Source organism: Micromonospora sp. Mcm103 (assembly GCF_024519755.1).
In the GTDB taxonomy this organism is placed as follows: Bacteria; Actinomycetota; Actinomycetes; order Mycobacteriales; family Micromonosporaceae; genus Micromonospora; species Micromonospora aurantiaca.
In genome coordinates, this window is sequence record NZ_JALJRJ010000027.1 from 15959 (window position 1) to 32176 (window position 16218).

At 73.1% G+C, this 16218-nt stretch carries 16 protein-coding genes; 8 read left to right on the forward strand and 8 right to left on the reverse strand.

Going from position 1 to position 16218, the window contains the following annotated elements; genetic code table 11:
• Positions 1–39: 39 nt before the first annotated feature.
• Entirely contained in the window at positions 40–393 is a 354-nt protein-coding gene (locus OC439_RS26645) for a chorismate mutase (protein WP_135242001.1), read from the reverse strand.
• 289 nt (positions 394–682) lie between these two features.
• Here OC439_RS26645 and pcrA point away from each other — a divergent pair, with 289 nt between their 5' ends.
• Positions 683–3130, forward strand: a complete 2448-nt coding sequence (gene pcrA / locus OC439_RS26650) for a DNA helicase PcrA (RefSeq protein ID WP_262015831.1) — start codon at positions 683–685, stop codon at positions 3128–3130.
• 61 nt (positions 3131–3191) lie between these two features.
• On the opposite strand, the gene OC439_RS26655 is transcribed toward pcrA, so the two are convergent.
• Together OC439_RS26655 and OC439_RS26660 are read right to left on the reverse strand one after the other, a co-directional pair.
• Positions 3192–3959, reverse strand: coding sequence for a M23 family metallopeptidase (locus OC439_RS26655; protein WP_262015832.1), 768 nt, complete (start codon positions 3957–3959; stop codon positions 3192–3194).
• Between the two features lie 251 nt (positions 3960–4210).
• Positions 4211–4921: a M23 family metallopeptidase gene (locus OC439_RS26660; RefSeq protein ID WP_262015833.1), complete on the reverse strand. Its 711-nt coding sequence runs from the start codon at positions 4919–4921 to the stop codon at positions 4211–4213.
• Between the two features lie 403 nt (positions 4922–5324).
• Between OC439_RS26660 and OC439_RS26665 the strand changes: the two genes are divergently transcribed.
• The 3 genes from OC439_RS26665 to sucD all read left to right on the forward strand — a co-directional run bounded on the left by OC439_RS26665 (position 5325) and on the right by sucD (position 8251).
• On the forward strand, positions 5325–5729 hold the full coding sequence (locus OC439_RS26665; protein WP_013288515.1) for a cobalamin B12-binding domain-containing protein: 405 nt from the start codon (positions 5325–5327) through the stop codon (positions 5727–5729).
• A gap of 453 nt (positions 5730–6182) precedes the next feature.
• Positions 6183–7361, forward strand: a complete 1179-nt coding sequence (gene sucC / locus OC439_RS26670) for an ADP-forming succinate--CoA ligase subunit beta (RefSeq protein ID WP_135241995.1) — start codon at positions 6183–6185, stop codon at positions 7359–7361.
• A gap of 2 nt (positions 7362–7363) precedes the next feature.
• The gene (gene sucD, locus OC439_RS26675; protein ID WP_262015834.1) at positions 7364–8251 is read left to right on the forward strand and encodes a succinate--CoA ligase subunit alpha; all 888 of its coding nucleotides are present in this window, start codon (positions 7364–7366) and stop codon (positions 8249–8251) included.
• 53 nt (positions 8252–8304) lie between these two features.
• On the opposite strand, the gene OC439_RS26680 is transcribed toward sucD, so the two are convergent.
• Complete coding sequence (locus OC439_RS26680) at positions 8305–8574, reverse strand: DUF4190 domain-containing protein (RefSeq protein WP_135241993.1); 270 nt, start codon at positions 8572–8574, stop codon at positions 8305–8307.
• A gap of 158 nt (positions 8575–8732) precedes the next feature.
• Here OC439_RS26680 and OC439_RS26685 point away from each other — a divergent pair, with 158 nt between their 5' ends.
• Positions 8733–10025, forward strand: coding sequence for a DUF6350 family protein (locus OC439_RS26685; RefSeq protein WP_262015835.1), 1293 nt, complete (start codon positions 8733–8735; stop codon positions 10023–10025).
• 73 nt (positions 10026–10098) lie between these two features.
• Here the strand turns inward: OC439_RS26685 and OC439_RS26690 are convergent, their stop codons facing one another.
• Entirely contained in the window at positions 10099–10653 is a 555-nt protein-coding gene (locus OC439_RS26690) for a DUF4190 domain-containing protein (RefSeq protein WP_262015836.1), read from the reverse strand.
• 35 nt (positions 10654–10688) lie between these two features.
• Positions 10689–10982, reverse strand: a complete 294-nt coding sequence (locus tag OC439_RS26695; RefSeq protein WP_194801347.1) for a CD225/dispanin family protein — start codon at positions 10980–10982, stop codon at positions 10689–10691.
• Between the two features lie 179 nt (positions 10983–11161).
• Here OC439_RS26695 and purN point away from each other — a divergent pair, with 179 nt between their 5' ends.
• The 3 genes from purN (at position 11162) to OC439_RS26710 (ending at position 13883) form a co-directional block, all read left to right on the forward strand.
• Positions 11162–11782 (forward strand): phosphoribosylglycinamide formyltransferase, encoded by a 621-nt coding sequence (gene purN / locus OC439_RS26700; RefSeq protein WP_262015837.1) that lies wholly within the window; start codon positions 11162–11164, stop codon positions 11780–11782.
• A complete protein-coding gene (purH, locus tag OC439_RS26705; RefSeq protein WP_262015838.1) occupies positions 11779–13353 on the forward strand; it encodes a bifunctional phosphoribosylaminoimidazolecarboxamide formyltransferase/IMP cyclohydrolase in 1575 nt (524 codons plus the stop codon). The genes purN and purH overlap by 4 nt, the downstream gene beginning before the upstream one ends.
• Positions 13354–13505: 152 nt before the next feature.
• The gene (locus OC439_RS26710; protein WP_262015839.1) at positions 13506–13883 is read left to right on the forward strand and encodes a hypothetical protein; all 378 of its coding nucleotides are present in this window, start codon (positions 13506–13508) and stop codon (positions 13881–13883) included.
• Between the two features lie 223 nt (positions 13884–14106).
• On the opposite strand, the gene OC439_RS26715 is transcribed toward OC439_RS26710, so the two are convergent.
• Together OC439_RS26715 and OC439_RS26720 are read right to left on the reverse strand one after the other, a co-directional pair.
• The gene (locus OC439_RS26715; RefSeq protein ID WP_120573182.1) at positions 14107–15135 is read right to left on the reverse strand and encodes an ABC transporter ATP-binding protein; all 1029 of its coding nucleotides are present in this window, start codon (positions 15133–15135) and stop codon (positions 14107–14109) included.
• Positions 15119–16156 carry an ABC transporter ATP-binding protein gene (locus OC439_RS26720; protein ID WP_262015840.1) on the reverse strand — a complete coding sequence of 346 codons (1038 nt, stop codon included), beginning with the start codon at positions 16154–16156 and terminating at the stop codon, positions 15119–15121. Before OC439_RS26720 ends, OC439_RS26715 begins: the two co-directional genes overlap by 17 nt.
• Positions 16157–16218: the final 62 nt, after the last annotated feature.

The following is a 16218-nucleotide window of genomic DNA, read 5'->3' on the forward strand; positions in this document are numbered from 1 at the left end:
GCCGGCAGGCGGTTCGTCGTATCCGGGGACGTCACCGCGTCACAGCGGGCCGCGGCCGGCGCGCAGCAGCAGGAGCGCGAGCTGCGTGCCGTCGGCGCCGAGCTCGGAGCGGAACCGCTCCAGGATCTCCCGCTCGCGGGAGAGCACCAGCCGGGTGCCGCCGGAGGCCATCCGGGTCGCGCCGACCTCCTGGGAGAGCGCGGCCCGCTCCTGCCAGAGCGCGATGAGGGTGCGGTCGATCTCGTCGATGCGCCGCCGGATCTCACCGATCCGCTCCGCCGCCGCCGCGTCGTCGGTGCCGGTCCGGGCCGCCGCGGCACCGGTCGGGTCGCCGCCGGCCGGCCGGCCGTTGCGCGCCGGGCTGCCGCTGGACTCCACCACGTCAGTCATCATCGTCGTCCCTCTCGGGGCTCGGGCCCGGTACCCGGATCCCGGAACGAAAACGCCCCGGGCTCTGAGGAGCCCGGGGCGTTTCGTAGGTCTGTGATCAGGCGCGACCCACGGCTGCCGGACTCCCGGTGCCGTAGTAAAAAAAGGAGCGCTGATCGAACACGTCGTCGAGTATGCCGACCACCCGGGCGGGCGCGCAAGAAGACGCACCAACAGGTGAGACGTGACGGCGTGCGCGCAGCGGCGGCGCGGGCGGGGAAGTGTCCGCCCGGCGGCATAGACTCGGGCTGCGATGCATCCTCTCTTCGACATTCCCACATCCCCGCCCGCGCCGGAGTCCTCGCCCGCGCCGGAGTCCCGGCCGACCCCGCCGCGCCGTCCCGGGGGCGCCGGGTCGGATCCGGCCGCCCTCCTCGACGGCCTCAACGGCCCCCAACGGGACGCGGTGACCCACGCCGGCTCCCCGCTGCTGATCGTGGCCGGTGCCGGCTCCGGCAAGACCCGGGTGCTGACCAACCGGATCGCCTACCTGCTCGCCGCCCGCGACGTGCACCCCGGCGAGATCATCGCGATCACGTTCACCAACAAGGCCGCAGGCGAGATGAAGGAGCGGGTGGCCGCGCTGGTCGGCCCGCGAGCCCGGCTCATGTGGGTCTCCACGTTCCACTCCGCCTGCGTACGCATCCTGCGGGCCGAGCACGAGCACGCCGGCCTGAAGTCGACGTTCTCGATCTACGACGCGGACGACTCGCGCCGGTTGATGCAGATGGTCGCCCGCGAGCTGGACCTGGACCCGAAGCGCTACCCGGCCCGGGGCCTTGCCGCCCAGGTGTCGAACCTGAAGAACGAGCTGGTCGACCCGGAGGAGTTCGCCGGCCGGGCCAAAGGGCCGAACGAGCGGGCGCTGGCCGAGGCGTACACGCTCTACCAGCGGCGGCTGCGCGAGGCGCACGCGCTGGACTTCGACGACCTGATCATGACGACGGTGCACCTGCTCCAGTCGCACCCGCACGTCGCGGAGAGCTACCGGCGGCGGTTCCGGCACGTGCTCGTCGACGAATACCAGGACACCAACCACGCCCAGTACGTGCTGATCAAGGAGCTGGTCTCCGGCACCGAGGGGATCCCGCCGGCCGAGCTGTGCGTGGTCGGTGACGCCGACCAGTCGATCTACGCGTTCCGCGGCGCGACCATCCGCAACATCCTGGAGTTCGAGCGGGACTTCACCGACGCCCGCACGATCCTGCTGGAGCAGAACTACCGCTCGACCCAGACCATCCTCAACGCGGCCAACGCGGTGATCGACCGCAACACCTCGCGCAAGCCGAAGCGGCTGTGGAGCGACGCCGGGTCCGGCGAGCAGATCGTCGGGTACGTCGCCGACACCGAGCACGCCGAGGCCGACTGGGTGGCCCGGGAGATCGACCGGCTGGTCGACGACGGCGAGACCCGCCCGGGCGACGTGGCGGTGTTCTACCGCACCAACGCCATGTCCCGCGTGTTCGAGGAGGTGTTCATCCGGGTCGGCCTGCCCTACAAGGTGGTCGGCGGGGTGCGCTTCTACGAGCGCAAGGAGGTCCGCGACGCGCTCGCGTACCTGCGCGCGGTGGTGAACGACGACGACACGGTGAGCCTGCGCCGGGTCCTCAACACCCCGCGCCGGGGCATCGGCGAGCGGGCCGAGGCGTGCGTGGAGGCGCTGAGTGCCCGGGACCGCATCTCCTTCGGCGCCGCGCTGCGCCGGGCCAAGGACGCGCCGGGCATCTCGACCCGGGCGGCGAACGGCATCGCCGAGTTCGTCGCGCTGCTCGACGCGGCGCGGGAGCTGGCCGACACCGGCACCCCGGAGGAGGTGCTGGAGGCGGTGCTGACCCGCTCGGGCTACCTCGCCGAGCTGGAGGAGAGCCTCGACCCGCAGGACGCCGGCCGGGTGGACAACCTCCAGGAACTGGTGAGCGTCGCCCGGGAGTACACCGAGCGGATCGAGGCGCTCGGCGCCGACGACGAGCGGGCCACGCTCGCCGGTTTCCTGGAGCAGGTGGCGCTGGTCGCCGACGCCGACCAGATCCCTGCGTCACCGGGCTCGGCGCCTGACGGCGCCGAGGCAGACGACGCCGCGCCTCATCAGGGCGTGGTCACGCTGATGACGCTGCACACGGCCAAGGGCCTGGAGTTCCCGGTGGTCTTCCTGACCGGCCTGGAGGACGGCGTCTTCCCGCACCTGCGCTCGCTCGGCGACACCCGCGAGCTGGAGGAGGAGCGGCGGCTGGCGTACGTGGGCATCACCCGGGCCCGCCAGCGCCTCTACCTGTCCCGCGCGGTGACCCGGTCCGCCTGGGGCGCGCCCGCCTACAACCCGCCGTCGCGGTTCCTGGAGGAGCTGCCGCCGGAGCTGGTCCGCTGGGAGCGCACCGAGGGGTCGTACACCTCGTGGGGTGGCGGGGGCGGCGGCGTCGGCGGCCGGGCGGACCGCGTGGGCCGCGGCGGCTTCGCCGGCGGCACGCCGAAGGCGACCGAGCTGGCGAAGCGGCTGGGCGTGGACGCCAGCCGCCTGGCCACCGCGAGCGAGCTGAAGCAGGCCCCGAAGGTCTCGGTGGGCGACCGGGTCAACCACCAGCGGTACGGCCTGGGCCGGGTGCTGGCGGTGGAGGGTGCCGGGCCGGGCGCCCGCGCCCAGATCGACTTCGGCGACCAGACCATGTGGCTGGTGCTGCGGCACGCCCCGATCGACAAACTCTGAACGCCGGGCGGGCCCGGTCCGGCTCGTGGCCGGGCCGGGCCCTCCTCCTGTCGTGGCGCCCTCAGCAGGCCACGTCGATGCCCCGGGCGCGCAGGAACGGCGCCGGGTCGATCTGGTTCCACATCGCGCCCTGGTGCACCTCGAAGTGCAGGTGCGGGCCGGTGGAGTCGCCGGTGGAGCCCTCGTACCCGATGACCTGACCGGCCTTGACCTTGTCGCCCACGGCGACTGCGAGCCGGCTCTGGTGGGCGTAGTGGGTCAGGTAGCCGTTGTGGTGGTCGATGAAGACCGAGATGCCGTAGCCGTCGCCCACGTCACCGGCCTTGACCACGGTGCCCGCCGCGGCGGCGTGGATCGGCGTGCCGGCCGGCATGGCGAAGTCGATGCCGGCGTGCTGGGTGCCCCAGCGGGGCCCGTAGCAGGACGTGATGTCGGCGCCCTTCATCGGGACGACCCAGGTGGGCTTCTTCGCCACAGTCGTCTTCTTCGGCTTCGGCTTGGGCTTCGCGGTCGCCGTCTTCTTCGGCGCCGGGGTGGTCGCGCTCGGGCTCGGCGACGGGCTGGCCGGTACGGCGGACGGGGTGACCGGCTCACGGGCCGAACGGTCGGCGCGGGCGGCGTCGTCGGCGCGGGCCGCCACGCCGAGGTCGACGGCGGCCGGGGTGGGGTCGGACGGGGCGGTGGTGACGACCACGCCACCGATGCCGAGGCCGAGCACTGCCACCGCGCCGGTGACCACGTAGACGGTGCGCCGGGCGCGGCGCGGGCGCCGGTGCCGGGCGGGAGCGTTGTCCGGGGTGGGGCTGCTGTGCTGCACGGGATCCTTCATCGGTTTCGAGGGGCACGTGACCTCGAAATACTGGTGTCGGTGCAGGTCGCAGCGGGTATGGGGGTGCGGAGGCGGTGGCGCGTGGCCGTCGCGGCGCGTCCGGTTTTCCACCGGCCGGCCGGTTCGGGCGAAGAGACGATCTTCGGTGCGTGTGCTCCCGGTCACACTCGTCGGTGTGACGTGGCAGACATCGGCACAGACGAAACCGCCCGGACCGTGCGGTCCGGGCGGTTAAGAGGCGTTACGGAGCGTCAGGACGCGGCTGCGTCGCTGTAAACCGCCTCGACTTCGAGCTGAATGTCCACTCCGCGATCCTTGAGGAACGCCACCGGGTCCTGCGGCTGGCCCTTGACATGGATCTCCAGGTGCAGGTGGGAGCCGTAGGAGTGGCCGGTGTTGCCGACCAGGCCGAGCTGGTCGCCGGCCTTCACCTCTTGGCCCTCCTTGACCGTCACCGCGGAGGAGTGGCCGTAGATGGCCTCGCTGCCGTCGGAGTGCTGGACGATGACGGCGTAGCCGTAGCCGCCGAACCATCCGGCCTTGGTGACGGTGCCGGCGTGGACCGCCTTGTAGGGCGTGCCTTCCGGGGCGACCAGGTCGATGCCGGTGTGCAGCTTGCCCCAGCGCATGCCGTAGGGGGACTTGAAGTCGTAGCCGTGCAGTGGCAGGAGCCACGGGTCCTGCTCGGCGGCCTTGCGGTCGGAGCGGTCCGAACGGGAGGGGGCGTCCGCGCTGTCGGCACGGGCGGCGGCGTCCTGGCTGGCGACCGAGGCCTGCCGGAGTTCGTCCAGGACCGACGGGTTGACGCTCTTGGCGTCGGGGAGGGCGTTCGCGCCGATGGCGACGATGCCGGCGCCGACGAACGCGGTGGTGACCACCGCGGCGTAGCGGCTCCGCGGGGGGGTGGGTACGCGGCGGCGGCCGCGATAGCGATCGGGCTCAGACGACAGGCGCTGGCGCACGCACACCCTCCGTTGTCGGGGATCCGATGCGACTCCGGACCGTTCGGTGAAGCTCTGTCGAACCTCCGGTGTCGCGTCATCACCCGTCCGTGGACCTGATGACAACCGTGGACACGTTAGCCAACAGCCACTCCTGTCACAAGCCGAAGCGCCGAAATGCTGATTCTTTATGTCCGATTCCATCCGGCCTTGTCATATCTCGTGCCGCCAGTCGGATGGTCCGTCGACTGCCCATTCGTCGCGGACAGTGACCGAACGGCGGAGGTGTCCGGCTTTCCGCGTACCCGAGCGGGCGGTAGGGGGGACGGCTCGTATGTGGGAAGGTCCGGCCCCGCTTCCCGCCTCCGGTCCGGCCGGGTTACCGTTCGTTCAGGTCAGGAGTGCCGGTGAAAGGTGTGCGCAGATGAGCTCTCGTATCCGGGTCGTCGTCGCGAAGCCCGGCCTGGACGGCCACGACCGGGGAGCGAAGGTGGTCGCCCGTGCCCTGCGTGACGCGGGGATGGAGGTCATCTACACCGGCCTGCACCAGACGCCCGAGCAGATCGTCGAGACCGCCATCCAGGAGGACGCGGACGCGGTCGGCCTGTCGGTGCTCTCCGGCGCGCACATGACGCTGTTCAAGCGCGTCGTCGAACTGCTGACCGAGCGCGACGCGACCGACATCGTGGTGTTCGGCGGCGGCATCATCCCCGAGGCCGACATCCCGGAGCTGGAGCGGCTCGGCGTCGCGAAGATCTTCACCCCGGGTGCCACCACCGGGTCGATCGTCGAGTGGGTACGGGAGAACGTCGCCCAGCCGGTCGGCTGACCCGCCGCGTCGTCGGCGCTCGCTGTCCGGCCCCCGCGTTCCCGGCTCCGGGCACGGGGGAGGGGCCGGACGCACCCCTCACACGCCCGGCCCCTCTATGCACGATGCCCCGCCGCCACCCCTCGACCGACAGGGCATCGGCCGCTCCCGTCGCCGCGCTTGACCAGCGCGCCGACATCACACTCAACGACGCCCCCGACGGGCGGTTACGCCCCGGTCCGGAGATCCCCCGGACGGCTTACGCCCGCGCCCGCCGGTGCGGCCGTGCCCGGACCGGCCGGACGACGGCCTGTGCATTACCGCACACCCCGCACCCGCTCGGTTGCCGCCCGTTCCCATCTCGTTAGGCTGCGGCAAATGGCCTGTCTCATCTGATGACAGGCGTCAAACTGATTTTCCGAAGCTGGTGGCGGCGCGACGGCGCGCCGCGGAGACGGGACGGGACGCGCAATCGTGGACCTGTACGAGTACCAGGGGCGGGACCTGTTCGAGCGGCACGGCTTGCCCGTGCTCGCCGGCGGCGTCGCCACTACCCCGGAGGAGGCCCGCGCGATCGCCGAACGCCTCGGCGGCCGGGTGGTCGTCAAGGCGCAGGTGAAGGTCGGTGGCCGCGGCAAGGCCGGCGGCGTGAAGCTGGCCGAGGGCGCGGAGGAGACGGTGGCCCGGGCCACCGACATCCTCGGCATGGACATCAAGGGTCACACCGTCCACAAGGTCATGATCACCGTGACCGCGGACGTGGCCGAGGAGTACTACTTCTCGTACCTGCTCGACCGGGCGAACCGCACCTTCCTCTGCATCGCCAGCGTGGCCGGCGGTATGGACATCGAGCAGGTCGCGGCCGAGACCCCGGAGCGGGTCGTGAAGGCGCCGATCGACGCCAACACCGGCGTGGACGAGGCCAAGGCGCGCGAGATCGTCACCGCGGCCGGTTTCCCGGCCGAGGTCGCCGACCAGGTGGTCGAGGTCGCGGTCAAGCTGTGGCAGGCGTTCGTGGCCGAGGACGCCACGCTCGTCGAGGTGAACCCGCTGGCGACCACCAAGGACGGCAAGCTGCTGCTCCTGGACGCCAAGGTCACCCTGGACGAGAACGCCGGGTTCCGGCACCCGGACCACGAGGCCCTGGTCGACCAGGCGTCGGTGGACCCGCTGGAGCAGGCCGCGAAGGCCAAGGACCTCAACTACGTCAAGCTCGACGGCGAGGTCGGCATCATCGGCAACGGCGCGGGCCTGGTCATGTCCACGCTCGACGTGGTCGCGTACGCGGGCGAGCGGCACGGCGGCGTCAAGCCGGCCAACTTCCTCGACATCGGCGGCGGCGCGAGCGCCGAGGTGATGGCGAACGGCCTGGAGATCGTCCTGTCCGACCCGTCGGTCAAGAGCGTCTTCGTCAACGTCTTCGGCGGCATCACCGCCTGCGACGCGGTCGCCAACGGCATCGTGCAGGCGCTGGCGCTGCTGGAGCAGCGCGGCGAGAAGGCCACCAAGCCGCTCGTCGTGCGCCTCGACGGCAACAACGCCGAGGCCGGCCGGGCGATCCTCGACGGCGCGGCCAACCCGCTGATCCAGCGGGTCGACACCATGGACGGCGCGGCCGAGCGGGCCGCCGAGCTGGCAGCTGCGGGGGTCTGACAATGGCTATCTGGCTGACCAAGGACTCCAAGGTCATCGTGCAGGGGATGACCGGTTCCGAGGGTTCCAAGCACACCCGGCGGATGCTCGCCGCCGGCACCAACGTGGTCGGCGGCGTGAACCCGCGCAAGGCCGGCACCACTGTCGACTTCGACGGCACCGAGCTGCCCGTCTTCGCCTCCGTCGCGGACGCGATGAAGGAGACCGGTGCCGACGTCACTGTCATCTTCGTGCCGCCGCAGTTCACCAAGGCCGCCGTGGTCGAGGCGATCGACGCCGGCATCGACCTGGCCGTGGTGATCACCGAGGGCGTGCCGGTGCACGACACCGCCGCGTTCTGGGCGTACAACAAGGCCAAGGGCGAGCGCACCCGGATCATCGGCCCGAACTGCCCGGGCATCGCCTCACCGGGCGCGTCGAACGCCGGCATCATCCCGGCCGACATCACCGGCTCCGGCCGGATCGGCCTGGTCAGCAAGAGCGGCACGCTGACCTACCAGATGATGTACGAGCTGCGCGACATCGGCTTCTCCACCTGCGTCGGCATCGGCGGTGACCCGATCATCGGCACCACCCACATCGACGCCCTGGCCGCCTTCGAGGCGGACCCGGAGACCGACGCGATCGTCATGATCGGTGAGATCGGTGGCGACGCCGAGGAGCGGGCGGCCGAGTTCATCAAGGCCAACGTCACCAAGCCGGTGGTCGGCTACATCGCCGGCTTCACCGCCCCGCCCGGCAAGACCATGGGTCACGCCGGCGCGATCATCTCGGGCTCGGCGGGCACCGCCGACGCCAAGAAGGCGGCGCTGGAGGCGGTGGGCGTCAAGGTCGGCAAGACCCCGACCGAGACCGCCAACCTGATGCGGGAGCTCATGTCCGGCCGCTGAGCGGCCGAGCGACACGCGAGGGGCCGACCGGGCAACCGGTCGGCCCCTCGCGTTCAGCGGTACCAGTACGGGTAGTACGAGTTGCCCCGGGCGCGCACGATGGCGCTGGCGACGATGTTGATCACACCGAACGCGATGCCCAGCCAGCCGAGCAACTGCGACCTGCCGTTGCGCCGGGCGTCGCGGATCGACAGCGCGCCGAAGACGATGCCCAGGATGCCGCAGCAGAACAGGCCGAAGACGATGCCGAGGACGCCCCAGAGCGTGGTCCGGTCCCGGCCGACGGCCGGTGGTGGCGGGGGCGGCGGATACGGAGCGTGCACGGCTTCCTCCGAGCGGTCGGCACCGCGACGGGAACGGTCGCGTCTGAGGCCGAGGCTAGACCGGATCACCGCCGCCGGGCCGGGGTTCGGCGAACTCGCCAGGCAACCGGCCCGGTATCGGACTGCCGTCCTTCCCGCGGCGTGCCAGAGTAGACACGATGTCACGCGTCACCCCTGACCAGCCCCGCCGTCCGGCCACCGGTCCCCCCGCCGGTGCCCGGCCGCCCGGCCGTGCCCGCCCGGCCGCGCGCGTGCCCGCGCCCCGATCGGGTGCCGAGCCCCGCAGCCGGGCGCCGCTGCCGGTCGCCGCCGGGGTGGCCGCGCTCTGGGCGGCGCTGACCTCCTGGCTGCCGGTCTCCGCCGTGCTGGGCCTCGCCCAGCTCAGCGAGGACGCCGGATCGCTCGGCGGCGCGCTCCGCGCCGGCCTGGCCGGCTGGCTGCTCGGCCACGGGGTGCCGCTGCAGACCACCGCCGGTCCGCTCGGCCTGGCGCCGCTCGCGCTCAGCGCGCTCGCCGTCTGGCGGCTCACCCGCGCCGGGGTGCACGTCAGCCGGGCCGTCGGCGCGCGCGGCGCGGGCTCGCCGCGCCAGGCGCTCACCGTCGCGGTCGCCGTCGGCATCGCGTACGCGCTGCTCGGCGCACTCGCCGCGTTCGCCGTCGACGCCGGCGGCCTGCGGGTCTCCCCGGTCACCGCCGCGCTCACGTTCGCCGCGTTCGGCGTGTCCGCCGCCCTGGTCGGCGCGCTGCGCACCACGGGTGTCTGGGCGGTGCTGGCCGAGCGCTGCCCACCGCCGGTGCGCGACGGTCTGCGTACCGGACTGGTGGCGGCGCTGCTGCTGTGCGGCGCGGGTGCCGGTGCGGCCGGGCTGGCGGTGGCCACCGGTGGCGGCGACGCGGCCGACATGATCGGGGCGTACCGGACCGGGGTGGCCGGTCAGGCGGGCATCACACTGGTCAGCCTCGCCTACGCGCCGAACGCGACCGCCTGGTCGGCGAGCTATCTGCTCGGGCCCGGGTTCGCGGTCGGCACCGACACCGCCGTCCGGACGAGCGAGGTCTCCGTGGGTGCGCTGCCGGCCGTACCGCTGCTGGCCGGCCTGCCGCGGGGCCCGATGGACGGGCTGGGTGGCGCGCTGCTCGCAGTGCCGGTGCTGGCCGCGATGGCGGCCGGCTGGCTGCTCGCCCGGCGGCTGCTGCGCGCGGCGGCCGAGGAACGGGCCGAGGTGGGCTGGCCGGCGCTGCTGCTGCCGGCCGCGCTCGCCGGACCGGTCGCGGGCGCGCTGCTGGGGCTGTTCGCGGCGGCCTCCGGCGGGTCGCTGGGCGGCGGCCGGCTGGCCGAGGTCGGGCCGTCACCGTGGGCGGTGGCCGCGGTGGCCACGCTCGTGACCGGGGTGGGCGCGGTGCTCGGCGCCGCCGCCACCCGCACGCTGACCCGCACCCGCACCCGCTGACGCGCCGCCTCCGGGGCCCGCAGACGCGTCAGGGGCGCCCACCGGAAGGTGGACGCCCCTGGACGACGGACGATCAGGGCTGGGCGGGCAGGCTGACGTTTGCGACGATGCCCAGGATGATCAGGATGATGCCCAGGCCGGCGCCGATCGCGCCGCAGATCAGACCGGTCTTGGCCTGACCGTCGTTGTTGGCGAGCCCCTGCGCGGCCTTCTGGCGGCCCAGGTAGCCGGTGACCGCCGCCGCGATACCCAGCGGGATGCCGAGGTAGAAGCAGCAGACCATCGGGATCGAGGCGATACCGAGGATCATGGACACGAGGCCCAGCGTGTTGTTCGGGGCCTGGCCCGCCCCGGCCGGGTAGCCGGCACCCGGGTACTGCGGCGCGGCACCGTACGGCTGCTGCTGCGCGTACGGGTCCTGGCCGTAGGCGGGCTGACCCGAGGTGGGCTGGCCGTACGGCTGGCCCGAGGTGGGCTGCTGGCCGTACTGCGGCTGCTGCCCGTACTGCGGCGGCTGGCCGTACTGCGGGGCCTGCGGCGGCTGGGCGTACGGGTCGTGCGGCTGCGCGGTCGGGTCCTGGTTCGGCTGCTGGCCGTACGGGTCCTGTCCGGGGTAACCGGGCTGCATGTCTGGGTGCTCCTCAGATCGGTTCGGGTTGTCCGTCAGTTTGTGCTGCTGCCGCCGACGAGACCAGCCAGGCCGCCGAAGAGGCAACACACCACGATGAGGCCGATCCAGACCAGGCCGACGATGAGGGCCCACTTGGACCACTTCTTGGACTCGGCCGCGGCGGCCTGGGCGCCGGCGTAGTCACCCTGCTGGATCAGCGGGTTGACCTTCGACGCGTTGATGATGGCCGGGATCGCGAGCGGCCAGAACAGGAAGATCGCGACGATGGACATCGTCATGTTGTTGTCGATCTGCTGCGGCTGCTGCGGGGGGTATCCGGGCTGCATGGAGGTACTCCTCGGTCCGACGGCACGCGGCGTGCCGGATTCTTCGTGGGGGTGCGGGCCGGGCGCGAGGCCGGACACCGGGCGACCGGCAGCGTACCGCGATCACGCCACCCGGGAGGTCAACCGATGAGCCGCCGCCCCGCGGCCGGGCCGCCTGACCTGCCCGATAGGGTTGCCCGGTGACCGAGCCCGCGTCCGTCGCCCGCCTCGTCGTCCTCGTCTCCGGCTCCGGCAGCAACCTCCAGGCGCTGCTGGACGCCACCGCCGACCCCGGGTACGGCGCCCGGGTGGTCGCGGTCGGCGCCGACCGGGACGGGATCGCCGGCCTGGACCGGGCCGCCGCCGCGAGCGTGCCGTCCTTCGTCGAGCGGGTCAAGGACCACCCCACCCGCGCCGACTGGGACAAGGCGCTCACCGCGCGGGTCGCCGAGCACCGGCCCGACCTGGTCATCAGCGCCGGCTTCCTCAAGCTGGTCGGCCCGGAGTTCCTGGCCGCGTTCGGCGACCGCTACCTCAACACGCACAACACGCTGCTGCCGGCGTTCCCCGGCATCCACGGCCCCCGCGACGCGCTGGCGTACGGCGTGAAGGTCACCGGGGCCACCCTGTTCTTCGTCGACGCGGGCATGGACACCGGCCCGATCGTGGCCCAGGTCGCCGTGCCGGTGCACGACGACGACGACGAGGACACGCTCACCGAGCGCATCAAGTCCGCCGAGCGGCGCCAGCTCGTCGAGCAGGTCGGCCGCCTGGTCCGTGAAGGTTGGACGATCACCGGCAGAAAGGTCACCATCCCGTGAACGCCACTGAGGACGCCGGCCGCCGCCCGATCCGGCGCGCGCTGGTCAGCGTCTACGACAAGACCGGCCTGGCCGAGCTGGCCCGCGCCCTGCACGAGGCCGGCGTGGAGATCGTGTCGACCGGGAGCACCGCGTCGACGATCTCCGGCGCCGGGGTGCCGGTGACGCCGGTCGAGCAGGTCACCGGCTTCCCGGAGATCCTCGACGGGCGGGTCAAGACGCTGCACCCGAAGATCCACGGCGGCCTCCTCGCCGACCTGCGCAAGGACGCGCACGCCGCCCAGCTCGACGAGCACGGCATCGCCGGCATCGACCTGCTGGTCTCCAACCTGTACCCGTTCCAGGCCACCGTCGCCTCCGGCGCCGACACCGACGAGTGCGTCGAGCAGATCGACATCGGCGGTCCGGCGATGGTGCGGGCCGCGGCGAAGAACCACGCCTCGGTGGCGGTGGTGACCGACCCGGCGGCGTACCCGGCGGTGGTGGCGGCGCTCGCCGAGGGCGGCTTCACGCTGGCCCGGCGCCGCGCGCTGGCGGCCCGCGCGTTCGCCGACATCGCCGACTACGACGTCGCGGTGGCCGACTGGTTCGCCGGCACCGTGTCGCCGGCCGAGGACGGCTGGCCGGAGTTCGCCGGGCTGGCGCTGCGCCGCCAGGCGGTGCTGCGGTACGGCGAGAACCCGCACCAGGCGGCGGCGCTCTACACCGATCCGGGCGCGCCGGCCGGGCTGGCCCAGGCCGAGCAGCTGCACGGCAAGGAGATGTCCTACAACAACTACGTCGACGCCGACGCCGCCTGGCGGGCCGCGAACGACTTCCCGGACCAGCCGGCGGTGGCGATCATCAAGCACGCCAACCCGTGCGGCATCGCCGTCGGCGCGGACGTGGCCGAGGCGCACCGCAAGGCGCACGCCTGCGACCCGGTCTCCGCGTTCGGCGGCGTGATCGCGGTGAACCGGCCGGTCGACGCGGCGATGGCCGGCCAGGTCGCGGAGATCTTCACCGAGGTGCTGGTGGCGCCCGGCTTCGACGAGGACGCGCTGGAGCTGCTGCGGGCCAAGAAGAACCTCCGCCTGCTGCGGGCGCCCGCGTTCGCCACCCGGCCCGCCGAGTGGCGGCAGGTCAGCGGCGGCGTGCTGGTGCAGACGCGGGACGCCGTCGACGCGCCGGGCGACGACCCGTCCGGCTGGACGCTCGCGACCGGCGACCCGGCCGACGAGGCGACTCTGCGCGACCTGGCGTTCGCCTGGCGGGCGGTCCGCGCGGTCAAGAGCAACGCGATCCTGCTGGCCCGCGACGGCGCCACAGTCGGTGTCGGCATGGGGCAGGTGAACCGGGTGGACTCGGCGCGGCTGGCGGTCAGCCGGGCCGGTGACGAGCGGGCCCGCGGCTCGGTCTGCGCCTCGGACGCGTTCTTCCCGTTCGCCGACGGCCCGCAGATCCTCATCGACGCCGGGGTACGGGCGATCGTGCAGCCGGGCGGCTCGATCCGGGACGAGGAGACCATCGCGGCCTGCAAGGCGGCCGGCGTGACCATGTACCTCACCGGCACCCGGCACTTCTTCCACTGACGAGTCCGGCCCGCGACCGTCCGGGTGCGTCAGTCGTCCACACGACCGGCGCACCCGGACGCCGGGCCGTTGCCCGCCGCGGGAGGCGGTTGCTAGCGTGTGCGCGGCGACGATCGAGCGTCTCCGCTGTCTGTGAGCCCGGCAGGTGTGCCATGCGCGTTCGCGACCGGTTGACCGCCGTCGTCGTCACGCTGGCGTTCGTCCTGGCCGGACTCGGAGCGGCAGCCGCACCCGCCGTCGTCGTACCGGCCGCCGCCGCGCCGACCGCCGCCTCAGCGAGCGGGACGAGCCCGGCCGCGCTGCGTACCGCGTACCCCGGAATCTCCTGGTCGGAGCTTGCCGCCGGGCCGTGGCACGACCACGGCGGCGGCCTCGGCTACGCCGACGGGCCGGACGACCTGGCCCCGGCCGCGCTCCCGCGCGTGGCCGGCCCGGCCGTGCCGGGGCCCGTCGTACCAGCGCCCCGGCCGCCGGTCGTGCCGCTGCCGCCGCGCGGCCCGCTCGCCGCGCGCGCCCCGCCGGCCGCCTGAGCCGCACCGAACCCGCAGCCCGCACCGGCACGCGCGCTCGCGCCGCACCGGACACCGCCGCGTCGACCCGGCGGTCTCCGCCGCGAGCTGCCGTCCACCGGTACGGCGGCGCGCCTCACGCCGCCGGGCCGCCTCGGGTTCGTCCCGGGTCCGCCGTCCGCACGCGTGCCCGCATCGGAGGCCCCGCCCCCTCTTCCTCCGGGGGACGGGGCCTTCGTCACGCTCACGCCTCGGTGCGCACCTCGGCGAAGTGGCAGGCGCTGGGGTGCGGGTCCGCCGCGCGGGGTACCGCCTGCGGGTCCTGGGTCGCGCAGACCTCCTCGGCCTTCCAGCAGCGGGTCCGGAAGTGGCAGCCGGACGGCGGCTCGGCCGGGCTGGGCACGTCGCCGGTGAGCCGGATGATGGTCCGCCGGTCGCGCGCCTCCGGGTCGGGCACCGGCACCGCCGACAGCAGCGCCTGGGTGTACGGGTGGGTCGCGCGCTGGTAGATCTGCTCCTCGGTGCCGATCTCCACGATCCGGCCCAGGTACATCACCGCGACCCGGTCGGAGATGTGCCGCACCACCGACAGGTCGTGGGCGATGAAGATGTACGACAGCCCCAGCTCGTCCTGGAGCTGTTCGAGCAGGTTGATCACCTGGGCCTGGATGGACACGTCCAGGGCGGACACCGGCTCGTCGCAGACGATGATCTCGGGCCGCAGCGCGAGCGCCCGGGCGATGCCGATGCGCTGCCGCTGACCGCCGGAGAACTGGTGCGGGTAGCGGTTGACGTGCTCCGGGTTGAGCCCGACCACGTCCAGCAGCTCCTGCACCCGCTGCCGCCGGCTGCGCTTCGGTGCCGCCTCCGGGTGGATCTCGAACGGCTCGCCGATGATGTCGCCGACCGTCATGCGCGGGTTCAGCGAGGTGTACGGGTCCTGCATCACCATCTGCATGTTCCGCCGCAGCCGCCGCAGGTCGGCACCGGTGGCCCGGAGCAGGTCGCGCCCCTCCAGCGTGACCCGCCCGGCGGTGGGCGTCTCCAGGCGCATGAGCAGCCGCGCCAGCGTGGACTTGCCGCACCCGGACTCGCCGACCACACCGAGCGTCTCACCGCGCCGCAGTTCGAACGAGACGCCGTCGACGGCCTTGACCTGGCCGATGGTCTTCTTGAACAGCACGCCCTGGCTGATCGGGAAGTGCTTGACCAGCTGGTCGACGGCGAGGATCGTCTCGCCGCGCACCTTGGCGGGTTCAGCCGTCGCGGTCATCGTGCACCTCCTGGGCGAAGTGGCACGCGCTGGTCCGCCCGTCGGCGAGCACCAGGTCGTGCGGCACCTCGTCCACGCAGACCGGCTGGACGTACGGGCACCGGGGGTGGAACGGGCAGCCGGACGGGATCGCCATCAGGTTCGGCGGCAGGCCGCGGATGCTGGACAACGCCTGGCCGCGCACGTCCAGGCGCGGGATCGACTCCAGCAACCCCTTCGTGTACGGGTGGGCCGGCGCCCGGTACAGCGCGTGCACGTCGGCGTGCTCGACGATCCGGCCCGCGTACATGACCGCGATCCGGTCCGCCACACCGGCGACCACGCCCAGGTCGTGGGTGATGAGGACGAGCGCCATGCCGAGATCCCGGCGCAGGTCGGCCAGGAGGTCCATGATCTGGGCCTGCACGGTCACGTCCAGCGCCGTGGTGGGTTCGTCGGCGATCAGCACCTTCGGGTCGAGCGCCAGCGCCATCGCGATCATGACGCGTTGCCGCATGCCGCCGGAGAACTGGTGCGGGTAGTCGCCGAGCCGCTTCGCCGCGGCCGGGATCCGCACCAGGTCCATCAGCTCGACGGTGCGCCTGCGCGCGTCGGCCCGCGACATCCCGGCCCGCTCGCGCAGCGACTCGCCGATCTGCCAGCCGACCGGGAAGACCGGGTTCAACGCCGACAACGCGTCCTGGAAGATCATCGCGATCTCGGCGCCACGGATCTGCCGGCGTTCCTCCTCCGGGCGGGTGAGCAGGTCCCGCCCCTGGTAGAGGATCTGCCCGGCGCGCACGTACGCGGGCGGGGTGTCCAGGATGCCCATGATCGCCTGGGCGGTGACGGACTTGCCGGAGCCGGACTCGCCCAGCACCGCGAGCGTCTCACCGGCGTCCAGGTGGTACGTCACCCCGTTGATCACGCGCGCCACGCCCTCGCGGGTACGGAACTCGACGTGCAGGTCCCGTACCTCCAGCAGGTGCCCGCCGGGCGGCGTGGGTGAGGCCGGCGTGGGCCGGACCGACGACTGGGTCATGGCTGTGCCTGCCTTTCGCTCGCGACTGCGGGGCTCGCTGCGCTCACTCCTCGCGCTCGCAT

Bases quoted from the DNA above. Each gene is read 5' to 3' on its own strand.
- OC439_RS26645 (WP_135242001.1), bottom strand. From the start codon at position 393: ATGATGACTGACGTGGTGGAGTCCAGCGGCAGCCCGGCGCGCAACGGC.
- pcrA (WP_262015831.1), top strand. From the start codon at position 683: ATGCATCCTCTCTTCGACATTCCCACATCCCCGCCCGCGCCGGAGTCC.
- OC439_RS26655 (WP_262015832.1), bottom strand. From the start codon at position 3,959: ATGAAGGATCCCGTGCAGCACAGCAGCCCCACCCCGGACAACGCTCCC.
- OC439_RS26665 (WP_013288515.1), top strand. From the start codon at position 5,325: ATGAGCTCTCGTATCCGGGTCGTCGTCGCGAAGCCCGGCCTGGACGGC.
- sucD (WP_262015834.1), top strand. From the start codon at position 7,364: ATGGCTATCTGGCTGACCAAGGACTCCAAGGTCATCGTGCAGGGGATG.
- OC439_RS26685 (WP_262015835.1), top strand. From the start codon at position 8,733: ATGTCACGCGTCACCCCTGACCAGCCCCGCCGTCCGGCCACCGGTCCC.
- OC439_RS26690 (WP_262015836.1), bottom strand. From the start codon at position 10,653: ATGCAGCCCGGTTACCCCGGACAGGACCCGTACGGCCAGCAGCCGAAC.
- OC439_RS26695 (WP_194801347.1), bottom strand. From the start codon at position 10,982: ATGCAGCCCGGATACCCCCCGCAGCAGCCGCAGCAGATCGACAACAAC.
- OC439_RS26710 (WP_262015839.1), top strand. From the start codon at position 13,506: ATGCGCGTTCGCGACCGGTTGACCGCCGTCGTCGTCACGCTGGCGTTC.
- OC439_RS26715 (WP_120573182.1), bottom strand. From the start codon at position 15,135: ATGACCGCGACGGCTGAACCCGCCAAGGTGCGCGGCGAGACGATCCTC.
- OC439_RS26720 (WP_262015840.1), bottom strand. From the start codon at position 16,156: ATGACCCAGTCGTCGGTCCGGCCCACGCCGGCCTCACCCACGCCGCCC.